Annotated in this window: 14 protein-coding genes; 6 read left to right on the plus strand and 8 right to left on the minus strand. The window is 63.9% G+C overall.

What is annotated here, in order from left to right; genetic code table 11:
- Positions 1–20: 20 nt before the first annotated feature.
- The 3 genes from FJ867_RS22070 to FJ867_RS22080 form a co-directional block, all read right to left on the minus strand.
- Positions 21–686 carry a response regulator transcription factor gene (locus FJ867_RS22070; protein ID WP_140494700.1) on the minus strand — a complete coding sequence of 222 codons (666 nt, stop codon included), beginning with the start codon at positions 684–686 and terminating at the stop codon, positions 21–23.
- 73 nt (positions 687–759) lie between these two features.
- Positions 760–1,050: a hypothetical protein gene (locus tag FJ867_RS22075; RefSeq protein ID WP_140494702.1), complete on the minus strand. Its 291-nt coding sequence runs from the start codon at positions 1,048–1,050 to the stop codon at positions 760–762.
- A 173-nt stretch (positions 1,051–1,223) separates the two neighbouring features.
- Complete coding sequence (locus tag FJ867_RS22080; protein ID WP_140494704.1) at positions 1,224–1,631, minus strand: DUF3168 domain-containing protein; 408 nt, start codon at positions 1,629–1,631, stop codon at positions 1,224–1,226.
- Positions 1,632–1,881: 250 nt separating this feature from the next.
- Here FJ867_RS22080 and FJ867_RS22085 point away from each other — a divergent pair, with 250 nt between their 5' ends.
- Positions 1,882–2,670 carry a fumarylacetoacetate hydrolase family protein gene (locus FJ867_RS22085; protein WP_140649139.1) on the plus strand — a complete coding sequence of 263 codons (789 nt, stop codon included), beginning with the start codon at positions 1,882–1,884 and terminating at the stop codon, positions 2,668–2,670.
- A 45-nt stretch (positions 2,671–2,715) separates the two neighbouring features.
- Here FJ867_RS22085 and FJ867_RS22090 read toward each other — a convergent pair whose 3' ends face one another.
- From FJ867_RS22090 to FJ867_RS22110, 5 genes are all read right to left on the minus strand, one after another.
- Complete coding sequence (locus FJ867_RS22090) at positions 2,716–3,522, minus strand: ABC transporter permease (RefSeq protein ID WP_140494707.1); 807 nt, start codon at positions 3,520–3,522, stop codon at positions 2,716–2,718.
- A gap of 3 nt (positions 3,523–3,525) precedes the next feature.
- The gene (locus tag FJ867_RS22095) at positions 3,526–4,359 is read right to left on the minus strand and encodes an ABC transporter permease (RefSeq protein WP_140517968.1); all 834 of its coding nucleotides are present in this window, start codon (positions 4,357–4,359) and stop codon (positions 3,526–3,528) included.
- 16 nt (positions 4,360–4,375) lie between these two features.
- A complete protein-coding gene (locus tag FJ867_RS22100) occupies positions 4,376–5,488 on the minus strand; it encodes an ABC transporter substrate-binding protein (RefSeq protein WP_140494711.1) in 1,113 nt (370 codons plus the stop codon).
- Positions 5,489–5,557: 69 nt separating this feature from the next.
- The gene (locus FJ867_RS22105) at positions 5,558–6,652 is read right to left on the minus strand and encodes an ABC transporter ATP-binding protein (protein ID WP_140494713.1); all 1,095 of its coding nucleotides are present in this window, start codon (positions 6,650–6,652) and stop codon (positions 5,558–5,560) included.
- A 156-nt stretch (positions 6,653–6,808) separates the two neighbouring features.
- On the minus strand, positions 6,809–7,705 hold the full coding sequence (locus tag FJ867_RS22110) for a LysR substrate-binding domain-containing protein (protein ID WP_140553936.1): 897 nt from the start codon (positions 7,703–7,705) through the stop codon (positions 6,809–6,811).
- 75 nt (positions 7,706–7,780) lie between these two features.
- Here FJ867_RS22110 and FJ867_RS22115 point away from each other — a divergent pair, with 75 nt between their 5' ends.
- The 5 genes from FJ867_RS22115 (at position 7,781) to FJ867_RS22135 (ending at position 13,971) form a co-directional block, all read left to right on the plus strand.
- Positions 7,781–9,370, plus strand: coding sequence for an amidohydrolase (locus tag FJ867_RS22115; protein ID WP_181168409.1), 1,590 nt, complete (start codon positions 7,781–7,783; stop codon positions 9,368–9,370).
- 28 nt (positions 9,371–9,398) lie between these two features.
- Positions 9,399–10,331: a dimethylarginine dimethylaminohydrolase family protein gene (locus FJ867_RS22120; RefSeq protein WP_140517963.1), complete on the plus strand. Its 933-nt coding sequence runs from the start codon at positions 9,399–9,401 to the stop codon at positions 10,329–10,331.
- 206 nt (positions 10,332–10,537) lie between these two features.
- Positions 10,538–12,691 carry a penicillin-binding protein 1A gene (locus FJ867_RS22125; protein WP_140517962.1) on the plus strand — a complete coding sequence of 718 codons (2,154 nt, stop codon included), beginning with the start codon at positions 10,538–10,540 and terminating at the stop codon, positions 12,689–12,691.
- A gap of 133 nt (positions 12,692–12,824) precedes the next feature.
- Positions 12,825–13,409 (plus strand): DUF1214 domain-containing protein, encoded by a 585-nt coding sequence (locus FJ867_RS22130; RefSeq protein ID WP_140658005.1) that lies wholly within the window; start codon positions 12,825–12,827, stop codon positions 13,407–13,409.
- Positions 13,402–13,971, plus strand: coding sequence for a DUF1254 domain-containing protein (locus FJ867_RS22135; RefSeq protein WP_140658007.1), 570 nt, complete (start codon positions 13,402–13,404; stop codon positions 13,969–13,971). The genes FJ867_RS22130 and FJ867_RS22135 overlap by 8 nt, the downstream gene beginning before the upstream one ends.
- The last annotated feature ends 225 nt before the right edge of the window (positions 13,972–14,196 follow it).

The following is a 14,196-nucleotide window of genomic DNA, read 5'->3' on the forward strand; positions in this document are numbered from 1 at the left end:
TGGTAGGGAGCGGTTCCGCCTTACGCCTCCGGCTCACGCATGCGATAACCCATGCCGCGCACGGTTTCGATCATGTCGATGCCCATTTTCTTGCGGAGCCGTCCGACAAACACCTCGATCGTGTTGGAATCGCGGTCGAAATCCTGGTCGTAGAGATGCTCTACCAGTTCGGTCCGCGAGACGACCTCGCCCATGTGATGCATCAGGTAGGCAAGCAGGCGGAACTCATGCGATGTCAGCTTCAACGGCACGCCGGCGACATCGGCCTTCGAGGCCTTGGTGTCGAGGCGTAGCGGCCCGCAGGTCAGTTCGGATGAGGCGTGGCCGGCGGCGCGGCGGATCAGCGCCCTGACCCGCGCCAGGACCTCCTCGATGTGGAACGGCTTGGTGACATAGTCGTCCGCGCCGGCGTCGATGCCGGAGACCTTGTCGCTCCAGCGGTCGCGGGCGGTCAGGATCAGCACCGGCATCTTGCGGCCGCCGCGCCGCCAGCGCTCGACCACGCTGATGCCGTCCATCTGCGGCAGGCCGATGTCGAGCACGACCGCGTCGTAGGGCTCGGTGTCACCGAGAAAATGGCCCTCCTCGCCGTCATATGCCCGGTCGACGACATAGCCGGCGTCGACCAGCGCATCCGATATCTGCCGGTTGAGATCCTTGTCATCCTCGACGACCAGTACGCGCATGCGAAGACCACTGCCTGTTGACCGATTGCTTCAGCTATAGGCCGATTCCGCCGGCCTGGGAAACGACGGGGGGTCAGTTCTGCGGGACGACGATCTCGGAGCGGCGCGGACGCTGCCCGTTCTTGCCCGGAACGAGCACGACGATGACGCAGACCGGCTGCCCGCCTCGCGTCGACTGCGAGGCCTTGGCAAGCGTCCCGCCATTCTGCTCGGCCACCTGCTGGCCGATCGCGTAGCAGTCGGCCGCCGCCACGACAATCGATTCATCCTGCGCGGCTGCCGGCGCAACGCTTGCCGGCACCGCAAGCAGCCCCGCGCAGAGCGCCAGGGTCGCGGTTCGGAAATGGGAGCGAAGCGTTCTCATGGCCAGCGTTGTAACGCATCGGCGCTGAACGTGAAATGAACGGTGATCGCCGCTGAAACCATGCTCGCCACCCCTGCAATGCGAGACAAACAAATTGAGATTTCACCGCCCAACCCGATGAAACCCATGAAGTTCCAGTCTAGACTCCGTTTCGTTCATATTGAAAGCGCGCGTCAGGCGTTTTCCTGGGTCAGCGCCCGAAAACGCAGCAGGCCGTGATGGACAAGCAGTTCCTCGTCATACCGCGCCTCGCTGAATTCGAGCGACAGGCGTGTCTGGCCGCGAGCGCCGACCTCCAGCACCGCGTCGGCAAGGCGCGCCTCGATGGCATCCATGATGGCCCGCGTTTCGGCTTCGCCATGGGCCTTCGACCAGACATGCAGCGTAATAAGTTGATCGTCGCGGTTCTCGGCCCCGGTGTCCCAGTCAAAGGCGCAGGTCTGGCCGCATGTCACATAGGGAAAGGCGACGTTGTCGGTTGGTTGTTCGCGCAGTCCGGCGCCGCCCAGCAGAGCCGACAGGGACGGATCGCTTTTTAGCCTCAGAAACAGTGCCTGTTGCAAATCGCCGGGCGCCGTCATCGTTTCTCCCTCACCCGGTGCGCTATCGACCCTGCTCGCCAGAAGCTCTTCCGCACTCCAGACGCTTTGCCATATATAGCCATTTACCGAACGAACACGATTGCCGATTCGTTGTCACGATGATGAATGTCGATGATCTCGAAAATACGACTTCCCGACAATCTCGTCAGCGAATAGCGGGTACCCTTTGCGAACCGCAAGCATCAGCAACGCCCGGCAGCGCCGCATTTCCTAATTTCAGGAGCTGACCATGCTCGATCCAGAAAAGGCCAGGGCCGCGTCGCGCCTCCTGGTAGGCCATTGGGACAAGGGCACCCGCCTCGACGCCATACCCGAGGAATTGCGGCCGAAGACGCGGGCCGAAGGCTACGCCATCCAGTCGCACGTCATGGATCGCTCAGTGGCTCCGCTCTTCGGCTGGAAGATCGCGGCAACCAGCCTGGCCGGCCAGCGGCATATCAACGTCGACGGCCCGATGGCCGGGCGCCTCCTCGCCGAGAAGGCGGTCGAGGTCGGTGGCTCCGTTTCCCTGGCGACAAGCAAGATGCGTGTCGCCGAGATCGAATTCGCCTTCCGGTTCGGCCGTCAGTTGCCGCCTCGCCCGGGGCCTTATGAAATCGGTGATGTAATGGACGCCGTGGCGAGTTTGCATCCGGCGATCGAAATACCGGACTCCCGCTATGACGATTTCTGCGCTGTCGGCGCGCCGCAGCTCATCGCCGACAATGCTTGTGCCAATCTGTTCGTCATCGGCGAGGCGGCGGAAGACGATTGGCGTGACGTAGATTTCGCGAAGCACCCGGTGGCCGCTTCTGTCTCTGGAAAGTCGCAGCATATCGGATCAGGAGCAGCCGTGTTGGGCGATCCGCGTGTTGCGCTGACCTGGATCGTCAACGAACTGTCGGGGCTGGGCATAACGCTCCAGCCGGGGCAAGTGGTGATAACCGGCACCTGCGTGGCGCCGATAAATGTCGAGGCCGGCGACGAAGTCATCGGCGATTTGGGCAGGTTCGGCCGGGTCTCGGTGCGCTTCTGCTAGGAGTTTTACCCCTGTGACAATCCCCTGAGGCAGACAGGCGCCCGGTCATTGTCCTCCACGCAGCCGCACCACAACGCTGCGCACTGCAAGCACCAGCACGGTGATGACGATCAGGATCACTGAAAGTGCCGCGATCGCCGGGTCGATATTGTCGCGCAGACCCATCCACATCAACCTGGGCAGCGTGATGGCGTTGACCGAGGTGATGAACAGCGTGACGCCGATTTCCTCCCAGGAGAGCACGAAGGACAGCAGTGCCGCGGTGACGATGCCGAATTTGATGTTGGGCATGATGATGCGCGTGGCGCGCTCCCAGACGCTGGCGCCAAGGCCACGCGCTGCGAGGTCGATACGGCGGTCAAGCTGGCTGAGGGAGACCAGGATCAGCACCGTGGCGAAGGGCACCGTCATCACCGAATGCGCCATGGCCACACCCAGCCAGGTGTCGTAGCCGAAAAAGGAACTGACGCCGGAGATCGAGGTGAGCAGGAAATAGAGCGTCACCGCCGAGACCACCGGCGGCACCACCATCGGCAACAGCACGAAGCCGACCAGAGCCGCGGTGAAGCGCGGCTTGAACATCCACACGCCAAGGCTGAAGCACAGTGCCAGCACCGTCGAGATGACACTGCTGACGATGCCGATCCTGATCGAGAGCAGGATGGACTGGAGCCAGCGCGGATCCTCGACCAGCGAGCGGTAGTGGCGCAGCGACAACTCGCCCGTCGGCATCGCCAGCATGCGGCTGGGCGTCAGCGAGACCGGGATCACGGCCAGCAGCGGCAGGAGCAGGAACAGCGCCACCAGGACGGCGAGGGCCAGCGAGACGGGACCGGGGCGATAGGTCGGCATAGGCTACACCAATTGCTTCGGTCTGACGTAGCGGAAGAGCAGCGCCATCAGGATGCCGACGAACAACACCAGCACCACGCTGATGGCAGCACCCAGCCCCCAGTCCGGGCTCTGGAAGATGCGGAGATAGATCAGTTCGGCGATCATGACGCTGCGGCCACCGCCAAGGATCGCCGGCGTGACGAAGAAGCCGAGCGAGAAGACGAAGACGATCAGCGCGGAGCCGATGATGCCGGAGCGCGTCATCGGCACGAACACCGTCCAGAAGGTGCGCATGCGGCTGGAACCCAGCCCGCGCGCGGCGAGCAGCACACGCTCGTCGAGGCTGCGCATGGAAGACGCCAGCGGAAAGACGGCGAAAGGAATGAGGAAGTGCGTCATGCCGACGATGACGCCGAATTCGTTGCGCACCAGCGTCAGCGGTTCGCCAATGAAGCCGATCGACTGCAGCCAGGTGTTGATCAGGCCGCGGTTGGAGAGAAGCGCCACCCAGCCGAAGGCGCGCGTCAGCACCGATATCCAGAACGGCACCAGGATGCAGAATTCGGCCAGCACCCGCTGCGCCGGGCTGCCGCGCACCCAGACCACTGTGATGGCGTAGGCAGCGGCAACCGATACAACGGTGACGATCGCCGCGATGCGCAGCGTGCGGACGAACACCGACTGTACCAGCGGGTCGGTTATCAGCGCGCCGTACTGGCCAAGCCCCGGCGTCGGCAGCGTGAAGCTCCACTTCACCACGCCGAGGAACGGCCAGGCATAGGCGAGGCCAAGGAACAGGAGCAGCGGCGCCATCAGCAGCGCCGCGCCCATCCTATCCGAGAGAACGCCTCTCATGTCAGCCCAGCGCCGGTCAGGCGGAGATGATCTTGGTATATTCGTCCAGCGCCGCCCCGTAATTCTTGGCGTACCAGTCCATGTCGAGCGGGATCTGCTTCTTCATGTTCTCGGGATCGACCGGGTTGATGCGCTTCTTGTCGGCGGGAACCAGAGCGTCGGCAGCCGGGTTGGCCGGGCCCTGACCGAGCTTGTCGAACATGACAAGCTGCTTTGCAGGGTCCTGCGCGCTGGCGATGAACTTCATCGCCGCGTCCTTGCCGCCGGGGTTGTTCTTCAACACGGCCAGTGCGCCGGGCGAAATCAGGCCCTGGTCCCAGATGAACTTGATCTGACCGCCCGAATCCTGCTCTATCAGCGAGGCTCGCGTCGACCAGACGATCGCCATCGAGGCTTCGCCGTTGAGCAACACGCTCTGGCTTTCCGCGCCGCCGCCCCAATAGGCGACGACGTTCTCCTTAAACGCGGCGATCTTGTCATGCGCGCGCTTGAGGTCGAGCGGATAGAGCGACGCCGGCGCGATGCCGTCGGCGAGAAGAGCCGCCTCCCAGCTCGACACGCCCCATTTGTAGAGGGAGCGCTTGCCGGGGAATTTCTTCACGTCGAAGAAATCGGCCATGCCGGTCGGGGCATTGCTGCCGTATTTCTGCGAATCGTAGGCGATCACATAGGAGAAGAAATAGGTCGAGGCGGCGTAATCCCAGCCGAAACCCGGCCGCATCTTCTTCTTGTCGACTATTGTGTAGTCGATCGGCTCGAGCATGCCTTGCGCGCCAAGCGTGATGGCCGAGAACGGGTCGACGTCGACAAGATCCCAGGTCGGCGCACCGCTTTTAAATTGTGCCGCGATGGCCCCTTCGGTCGGGCCGGAGCCATCCATCTTGACGGTGATGCCGGTGTCCTTGGTGAAAGCCTGGCCATAGGCGGCGTCGTAAGCCGTGATGGCGTCGCCGCCCCAGTTGACCAGCACCAGTTCCTTCGCGGCGGCGAAGGACTTGGTCGAGCGCAGCAGCAGCGGCGTGCCGGCAAGCACGAGGCCTGCAAGTTGCGTGAATTGCCGGCGCGAGATCTCACCGCGCCTTGTCCTTTCGGAGAGCGTTTCGATGGCCTGTTTCTTGGTATCGTTCATGTTAGTTCCCCTTTGTTTTCGTTGATCGAATCCGGAATCCGGTGCGGCGAATTCAGGCCGCGCCGGTGCTCATTGCCCTCCGTCCGGAAGGAGGAAACCCTTTTCCGCCGGCCAGGTCAGCCAGACGGAATTGCCTTTGCTGAGTGCCGCGGCCGCGACCTCGTTCGGCACAGAGACGGTCACCTTCGCACCTTGGCGTGTCGTAAGGTCGAGTTTGGTCGCCGCGCCCAGATAGGTCGATCCGATCGCGGTGGCAGCTATGCCGTTCTCGCCTGCCGCCGCCTCGCGCGCTATCGACATATGTTCTGGCCGGATCGCCAGGATGGCATTGCCATCCACTGCTTCGGCGTTGCCGCGCAGCTTGATTGCCCGGTCTTCGCAGAGCGCGGTCGCGCCATGGTCGGCGACGCGCACGCCCTTCAGCGGCAGCATATTGATCTCGCCCAGGAACTCGGCGACGAAGCGGTTGGCGGGCCGGTCATAGACCTCGTCAGGCGCTCCGACCTGCAACAATTTGCCATGGTTGAAGATGGCGACACGCGAGGACAGCGCCAGCGCCTCGCTCTGGTCGTGGGTGACGAAGACGAAGGTGGTGCCGGTCTCCTGGTGCAGGCGCTTCATCTCGGCCTGCATCTGGCCGCGCAGGCTCTTGTCCAGCGCCGAGAACGGCTCGTCGAGCAAAAGCACGCCCGGCTCGAACACCAGCGCGCGGGCCAGCGCCACGCGTTGTTGCTGGCCGCCGGAAAGCTGCGCCGGCAGCTTCTTCTCGTGGCCGAGCAGACCGACGCGCTCTATCATCTCGCCGACGCTACGCTTGATTTCGGCGGCAGATTTCTTGCGCACCTTGAGGGGAAAGGCGATGTTTTGCTCGACGCTCATATGCGGGAAGAGCGCATAGCCCTGGAACACCATGCCGGCGGCGCGCTGCTCGGCCGGCCGGTCGGTAATATCGACGCCGTCGCTGAACAGGCGGCCCTCGCTGGGCTGCAGGAAGCCGGCCAGGATCATCAGGAAGGTGGTCTTGCCGGAGCCGGAGGGGCCAAGCAGCGTCAAAAACTCGCCGCGGCCGATATTGAGCGTCAGATTGTCCAGCGCACGGAACGAGCCGAAGCTCTTGCCGATCCCGTTCGCCTTGATCTCTGCGGCCCGGCCGGGTTGCTGCATCCTGCCTCTTCCTTGGTGGCTGGGAAATCGTAGGCAGCGCGAAGGCTCACCGCAACCGAATAGTTTTCGCCGGATCGGCAAATTTGATTCATCTATGGTGAATACCGGCGACGCTGGAGCCGCCGATTTCACCCCTCGTAGGGAGATCGGCTGATCTCAATATGTCCGCAGCCTGTTTTCCGATAGCTTCGATCTCAACCATCCCCCAAACGCCTCCAGCACAGGGTGACCCGCCTTCGCGTGCTCGGAAACCAGGAAATAGGAACGCGGCGACGGGATCGAGGTCTCGAACGGCTTGACCAGCCGGCCTTCACTCAGCGCCCGACGGCTGGTCAGCTCGTCCCCCATGGCGATGCCCTGGCCGGCAATCGCCGCCGAGAAAACGAGGTTCATGTCGGAAAAGAAGATGCCGCCCTCGGTGTCGGGGTTCTCGACCTTGGCCAGCGCCAGCCAGCGCGCCCAGTCCTCCGTATCGCCAAGATGCAGCAGGTTGGCGCGCAGGACGTCGGCCGGCTTGGAAAAGCCGCCCACTTTGTTGAGTAGCGTCGGGCTGCAGAGCGGCGTGAACGAGATTTCGCACAGCAGTTCCACCACGCGGTTCGGCCAGTTGCCGACGCCAAAGGCAATGAAGGCGTCGGCGTCCGGATTGCTGACGTCGTCGAGCCGCCGGGGCGTCAGTATGCTCAGCGCCACGTCCGGATACATCTGCCGGAACTCGCCGATATGGGTGCACAAGAACAGCGAGGCAAAGCCTGGTGTGCATGAGACTGCGAAGGAGCCGCCGACCCCGGTGCCGGCGTTTTGCGCCACCGCGTCGCCGAGCACGGTCAGCGCCTTGCGCACGTCCGCGGCATAGCGCTGGCCGCGCGGCGTCAGCGCCACGCCCTTGCCGATGCGCTCCAGCAGATCGAAGCCGAGGTCGCGTTCGAGCAAGCGCAATTGATGGCTGACCGCGCTGCGGGTGAGGTGCAATTCGTCAGCGGCGCGCCAGACGCTGCCATGACGGGCGAAACTGTCGAGGGCGCGCAGCGCCTGCGTCGATGGAATTCTCAAGAGGTGAACCGAATTTGCACGAACCGGGAAAACATATCACTTTTTGGCGAGCCGCTTCACTGCTTTCTTTGGCGCATGGAGAAACCGGTGACGACATCGGCGCAAGAAACCGCTCTTGCCTGCCTCGACGGCATCCAGCCGCTGCTGTCGGCCTGGACGCGCACCATCTTCGACTTCGGCGAGACCGCCTGGCGCGAGTACCAGTCGGCAGACTGGTACGTCGATTCGCTGAAGCGCGAGGGGTTTTCGGTCGAGGAAGGCTCCGCCGGCATGCCGACGGCCTTCTGCGCCCACTGGACCAATGGGGACGGTCCGACCATCGGCATGTATGCCGAATATGACGCCGTGCCCGGCAACTGCCAGGACGCTGCCACGGTGAAGCGGCCCCGCCCAGGGCTCGGCTCCGAAGCCGGCGGCCATACCGATCCGCACTCGGGCCTGGGCATGGCCAGCCTGGGCGGTCTGCTCGCCACAAAGGCCGCCATGCAGCGCCACGGCATTGCAGGCACGCTGCGCTTCACCGGCGAGCCGGCGGAGAAGGTGCGCGGCTCGAAACCGATCCATGCAGCCAAAGGCTATTATGACGGCCTTGCCGGCATGATCTCCTTCCATCCCTTCTACATGCTGCCGCTCTGCAACACTGCGCGCTGGGACACCCATTGCGGCGCTGCCTACGCGATGATCTATCGCTTCATCTGCGATGAGCCCGAGAATTGGGCACGCGCCGCCGGCGACGGCGCCCCGATCCCGCAGGCACATTCGGCGGTTCGCGCGCCCGGCGCCAACGACGCGCTGATGACGATGTACATGGCCTCCAAGGCGCTGCGCGATTCCATGCTGCCGCACCAGGGCGGCTGGTCGATCAGCGAGGCGATCCTGACGGCGGGCCAGGCCACCGCCGACAATCTGCCGGCAGGCCTTGCCGAGATCCAGTACATGATCCGTGTTCCGACCATCGCCATGGCCGAGCAGGTCACCGCCGTGCTCGACCGAAACGCCTCGGCCGCCGCCGCGATCAGCGGCTGCCGCTACGAACGGCACTGGGTTTCGAAGTCGCGGCCGGGGCTGGCCAATCATGCCATGGCCGGGATCGCCTATGAGGCGTTGGCGAGCGTCGGCCCGCCCCGCTGGGACGAGGCGGCGAAGAAGATCGCCCGCGAGATCCAGGTCAATGCCGGTGGGGTGGCGAGCGAAAACCCCTTCATCGACGAGCTGGAGCGGCTGATTGCACCACAGGAGGCAGAGGCGATCCTGCGCCGCGACCTGCCGCCGTCGCAGGTGAACTCGACCTCGGACGACTACACCGACATGAGCTGGCACACGCCGACGGCGCGTTTCTATGTCGCCCGCCCTGCCCTGCGTTCGGCAAACGGTCATGTTTTTCCAGCTTGGGCGATGAACGCGCTGGGTGGCATCCCGGCGACCATCGACCCGATGGTCATCTGCGCGGCGAAGACCGTCGCGCTATCCGCCCTTCGCCTGCTGGAAGACAAGGCCGCGCGCGACATGGCGATGGACGAGTTCGTCACCCGAACCGGCGGCGGCATTGGCGGTTCGACCTGGATCGCCCCGCTCTGCGACTACGATCCGCCCATCAACTTCCGCTGGCCGGAATATGTCACCACGCCGCGCGGCCGCGACTGGTGGATACCAAGCAAGCAATGACCGCAAACGCCCATACGAGGAGAACCGCATGACCGTTCATGACCGCATCATCGCCGAGCCGTTTTCGCTGCAGCGCCGCAACCCGGCCGGCGGCACCAAGCCGCTGACATCATGGGGTTTCGCCAACGAGACCGACGTCTTGACCGACGTGCTGCTCGGCTCGCCCAATTTCCTGCGCCATCTCTCGACCAGCTCCCTGTCGCGCAAGCACCTGCGCGAGGCGCCCTGCAACATCCAGATCGCGCAGGCACAACACAAGGATCTGGTCGCGGCCTACGAGCATTTCGGCGTCAACATCCACTGGCACGAGCCGACGCCGGAGCTGCCGATGCAGGTCTACTCCCGCGATTCCAGCGTAATGACGCCGTACGGCGCCATCATCACCGCCATGGCCAATTGGTGGCGGCGCGGCGAGAATTACGCCGCCATCCGCACCTATGAAAAACTCGGCATCCCGATCTACGACATGGTCACCGCAGGCACCTTCGAGGGCGGCGATTTCAACGTCATCGAGGACGGCGTGGTGCTGATCGGCTGCGGCGGGGCCCGCACGCAGGAAGAAGGCGCCCGCCAGGTACAGGCGTGGTTCGAGAAGGAGGGCTGGGAAACACGTATCGCCTTCATCGACGAGTACTATGTCCATATCGACCTGATGGTGGTGCCGATCGCCGAAAAACTCACCGCCGTCTGCCTCGCCTGCACCGAGCCGGGGATCGTCGACTGGCTGAAGGGCAAAGGGCACGAGATCATCGACGTGCCGTTCCAGGACACGATGGCGCTCGGTTGCAACTTCATGTCGCTGGGCAAGGACAGGGTGATCGCGCCGACATCCAGCCAGTCGCTGATCGGTCAACTCAAGGCGCGCGGCTTCGAGGTGGCGGCCGTCGACATGAGCGAGATCTCCAAGACCGGCGGCGGCATCCACTGCATGGCGCAGGCGCTGAAGCGCGAGGCGGCCTGAGCCCGGAACGGCAACCCCCATCTTCGCCGGCCTGATCAGCGTCAGGCGGGTGAATGGCAGTTTGTAACCGCCCCCATCAACAAACCCCGCAGGTGTGTCCTCGCCACCCTTGTGGGCGTCCGCAAATGGATGAATAGTCAGGGCGGCGTCGCCCTGAAACTGCCCGCTTGGTTTTCAGGCCGTGCCATAGCCGTCCGGGTTTTTGAATGGTCAGTCCTGAACCACGCAAGAGAAGAGGTGCGATCGCCGCTCGGCTGCTGGCGCTCGACGCATGGATCGATTCCTCTCTCTACGAGATCGGGTTCAAGGCGCGCCAGTTCTGGGAGGGCGCGACGATTTTCTCGCGGCGCTTTCGCGTCAACGGCTGGCGCCGTGGCATCGTCGAGCTGTTGAGCGAAGGTTTCACGCTTGGCGCCGGCGGCATCGTCGTCATGCTGGCGCTGGCTATTCCCGCCTTCCAGGACACGGCCGGCGACTGGCGCGCCCAGGGCGACTTCGCCGTTACCTTCCTCGACCGTTATGGCAACGAGATCGGCCAACGCGGCATCATCCAGCGCGATTCCGTGCCGGTCGACGAAATGCCCGATCATGTCATCAAGGCGGTGCTTGCCACCGAGGACCGGCGTTTCTTCGACCATTACGGCATCGACGTTCTTGGCCTGTCGCGCGCAATCTTCGAAAATGTGCGGGCAAACTCCGTCGTCCAGGGCGGCTCCAGCATCACGCAGCAGCTCGCCAAGAACCTGTTCCTGACCAATGAGCGCACCTTCGAGCGCAAGATCAAGGAAGCCTTCCTGTCGCTGTGGCTCGAAGCCAATCTGTCGAAGAAGGAAATCTTGCAGCTCTATCTCGACCGCGCCTATATGGGCGGCGGCACATTCGGCATCGAGGCGGCGGCGGACTTCTATTTCGGCAAGAGCGTCAAGGACCTCAATCTCGCCGAGGCGGCGATGCTTGCAGGCCTGTTCAAGGCGCCGACCAAATACGCGCCGCACATCAACCTGCCGGCGGCGCGCGCGCGCGCCAATGTGGTGCTGTCCAATCTCGTCGATTCCGGCTTCATGACCGAGGGCCAGGTGCTGCAGGCAAGACTGCATCCGGCCGATGTCGTCGACCGCGGCGAACAGAAGAGCCCCGATTATTTCCTCGACTGGGCCTTCGACGAGGTGAAGAAGATCGCCAAGCCCGGGCAGCACTCGCTGGTGGCGCACACCACCTTCGACGCCAACATCCAGAAGGCTGCGGAAGAGTCGGTGGAGTTCCACCTGCGCCAGTTCGGCAAGGAGTACAACGTCACCGAAGGTGCCGTGGTGGTCATCGAGACCAACGGTGCGGTGCGCGCGATCGTCGGCGGCCGCGACTATGGCGCCAGCCAATTCAACCGCGCCACCAAGGCACTGCGCCAGACCGGCTCCTCCTTTAAGCCCTACGTCTATGCAACGGCGATGGAGCACGGCTTTACGCCCAATTCGATCGTATCAGGCGGGCCGATCAGCTGGGGCAACTGGTCGCCGCACAATTACGGTGGCGAGTCGGCGGGCAAGGTCCCGCTGATCGTGGCCATGGCCAAGTCGATCAACACGGTGCCCGTGCGGCTTGCCAAGGACTATCTCGGCATCGGGCCGATCAAGGCGATGGCGGAATCATTCGGCGTGGAATCGCCGCTCGAAGCGCACAAGACCATGGTGCTCGGCACCTCGGGCATGACCGTGATGGACCAGGCGACGGGCTACAGCGTGTTCGCGCAGAACGGCTTCGTCGGCTCCAGGCATGGCATCACGCAGCTCGTCACCCGCACCGGCGAGGTGGTCTACGATTTCGCCAAGGATGCGCCGCCGCCGCATCGCGTGCTGTCCGAGCAGGCGCTGAAATCGATGAACACCATGCTTGTCGCGGTACCGGCGATGGGTACCGCCAGGCGCGCGCAGATCCCCAACATCGTCGTCGCCGGCAAGACCGGCACGACGCAATCCTACCGCGATGCCTGGTTCGTCGGCTTCACCGGCAACTACACGGCGGCCGTCTGGCTGGGCAATGACGATTTCACCCCGACCAAGAACATGACAGGCGGCTCGCTGCCGGCGATGGTGTGGCAGCGGCTCATGGTCTATGCGCATCAGAACATCGACCTCAAGCCTATCCCCGGCATCGACAAGCCCTTCGTCGACGAGGAGATCGCGGCCAAGGCCGCGGAAGCGCAGAAGAAGAGCGAGGAACAGGCAGCGGCCGATGCCGCCGCCGAACGGCCGCCGGTGCTGTCCAGCCGGACGACACAGACGCTCAGGGACATGACCCACCTGTTCGAAACGGCGCGCAGGCTCGGTGCATCTGCTCCGCCCGAAACGCTGTCGGCGCTGTGATCGCGGCGCCTCTTCCCTTCTGTCTTCGGGAAGATGGAAAAGCCGCACCTTGCGAATCCGCGTCCTGCGGCTTGCCACACGACCCCGCGCCGCGATATCCCCGAGCGGCAATTCTTCATGCGCCCGGCCTTTCATGCTCAAGAACGCCTTCCTGACGCTGCTTTCGCTTGCCATAGCCATCGGCGGCGGCGGCGCCAGCGTCTGGTATGCGCTGAAAATGCAGGACGGCGTCGGGGCGATCAGAATCGGCCAGTGGACCGCCTTTCCCGACATCGGCACACCCGCAGCCGACCCCTATTCCAAGGCCCGCGTGGCGCGCGAGGGCGTGCTCGCGCTTGGCCGCGCCGAAGGGCTGTCCTTTGTCGCCGAGGACGACGCAGCTGGCGGAGAGCTCAGGCGCGAATGTACCTACACGATCGAAGGCGGATTTCCGACCGCCCGATTCTGGACCCTCTATGCCGCCGACCAATCGCTCGGCGTGCTCGAGACCGGCAAATCGCGGCTTGCCGCACTTCAATCCTATGGCGTGCTGCGCCAATCCGACAATTCGGTGCTCATTTCCGTCGGCCATCAACCGATGCCCGGCAATTGGCTGCTGACCGACGGTTCCGGCAGGATGTATTTCGTCTTGACATTCTACGACACGCCGATCGCCAGCAGCACCGGCCTGTCGGATGTTTCGCTGCCCAAGATCACCAAGGTCGGCTGCGATGCGTAGTGTCTACGCCGCGACGCGCAGACTTGTGCATGCCGTCCTTCTCGGCCTCGTCGGTGCCGGTATCGTGCATATCGTCGTGCTGCTTCTGGTGCCTGAATTCTCGGAACGCGATGCCTGGTCGCGGCTGTCGATGGCATCGGATCTGTACCGGATGACCCGGCTCGATGCCGAGGCGGGCGGCGCGCCGGTGGTGAAATCGGTCGACCCGCTGTTTTATGCGACGGCTTGCCGGTTCGACCTCGAGGAGGGAATGGTGAGGATCAGAGCGCCGGGCAATGTGCCCTTCTGGTCGGTGTCGGTCTATGACCGCAACGGCCACAACATCTATTCATTCAACGACCACACGGCGACCGGGAGCAAGCTGGATGCCGTGGTGCTGACGCCGGCGCAGATGATCGACATACGCAGGGACCTTCCCGAGGAGCTTCAGGGAGCGATCTTCGTCGAAGCGCCGATCGACGAGGGCATATTCGTCATCCGCAGCTTCGTGCCGGACGACAGCTGGAAGTCGATCGTGTCGCGCTTTCTGGAGCAGAGTTCGTGCGAGCTGCAAGACTTTTAGACCGCGGCCCGGACAATCGCATCAGAACAATCAAGGGCGGTGCCGCAGGGATGATTCGCGCCTCGGCCTCAAGAACGTTCAGTGGTGCGGCACTGGCGCGCGTGGCGATCCCGGCTTGTCAGGGCCGGCGGGCCGCGCTTCCCCCGCGGCGGACCGCTCATAGCGGATGCCGGGAAAGATGATTACCGCCGCCGGTATTTCGGTGGTTTGCTTTGCTCGATTGGT

Source organism: Mesorhizobium sp. B2-5-3 (assembly GCF_006441005.1).
Lineage (GTDB): Bacteria > Pseudomonadota > Alphaproteobacteria > Rhizobiales > Rhizobiaceae > Mesorhizobium.

Coding starts and splice junctions, on each gene's coding strand:
- FJ867_RS22095 (WP_140517968.1), bottom strand. CDS start 4,359: ATGAGAGGCGTTCTCTCGGATAGGATGGGCGCGGCGCTGCTGATGGCG.
- FJ867_RS22135 (WP_140658007.1), top strand. CDS start 13,402: ATGCGTAGTGTCTACGCCGCGACGCGCAGACTTGTGCATGCCGTCCTT.
- FJ867_RS22090 (WP_140494707.1), bottom strand. CDS start 3,522: ATGCCGACCTATCGCCCCGGTCCCGTCTCGCTGGCCCTCGCCGTCCTG.
- FJ867_RS22075 (WP_140494702.1), bottom strand. CDS start 1,050: ATGAGAACGCTTCGCTCCCATTTCCGAACCGCGACCCTGGCGCTCTGC.
- FJ867_RS22080 (WP_140494704.1), bottom strand. CDS start 1,631: ATGACGGCGCCCGGCGATTTGCAACAGGCACTGTTTCTGAGGCTAAAA.
- FJ867_RS22105 (WP_140494713.1), bottom strand. CDS start 6,652: ATGCAGCAACCCGGCCGGGCCGCAGAGATCAAGGCGAACGGGATCGGC.
- FJ867_RS22125 (WP_140517962.1), top strand. CDS start 10,538: ATGGTCAGTCCTGAACCACGCAAGAGAAGAGGTGCGATCGCCGCTCGG.
- FJ867_RS22130 (WP_140658005.1), top strand. CDS start 12,825: ATGCTCAAGAACGCCTTCCTGACGCTGCTTTCGCTTGCCATAGCCATC.
- FJ867_RS22100 (WP_140494711.1), bottom strand. CDS start 5,488: ATGAACGATACCAAGAAACAGGCCATCGAAACGCTCTCCGAAAGGACA.
- FJ867_RS22115 (WP_181168409.1), top strand. CDS start 7,781: ATGGAGAAACCGGTGACGACATCGGCGCAAGAAACCGCTCTTGCCTGC.
- FJ867_RS22120 (WP_140517963.1), top strand. CDS start 9,399: ATGACCGTTCATGACCGCATCATCGCCGAGCCGTTTTCGCTGCAGCGC.
- FJ867_RS22085 (WP_140649139.1), top strand. CDS start 1,882: ATGCTCGATCCAGAAAAGGCCAGGGCCGCGTCGCGCCTCCTGGTAGGC.
- FJ867_RS22070 (WP_140494700.1), bottom strand. CDS start 686: ATGCGCGTACTGGTCGTCGAGGATGACAAGGATCTCAACCGGCAGATA.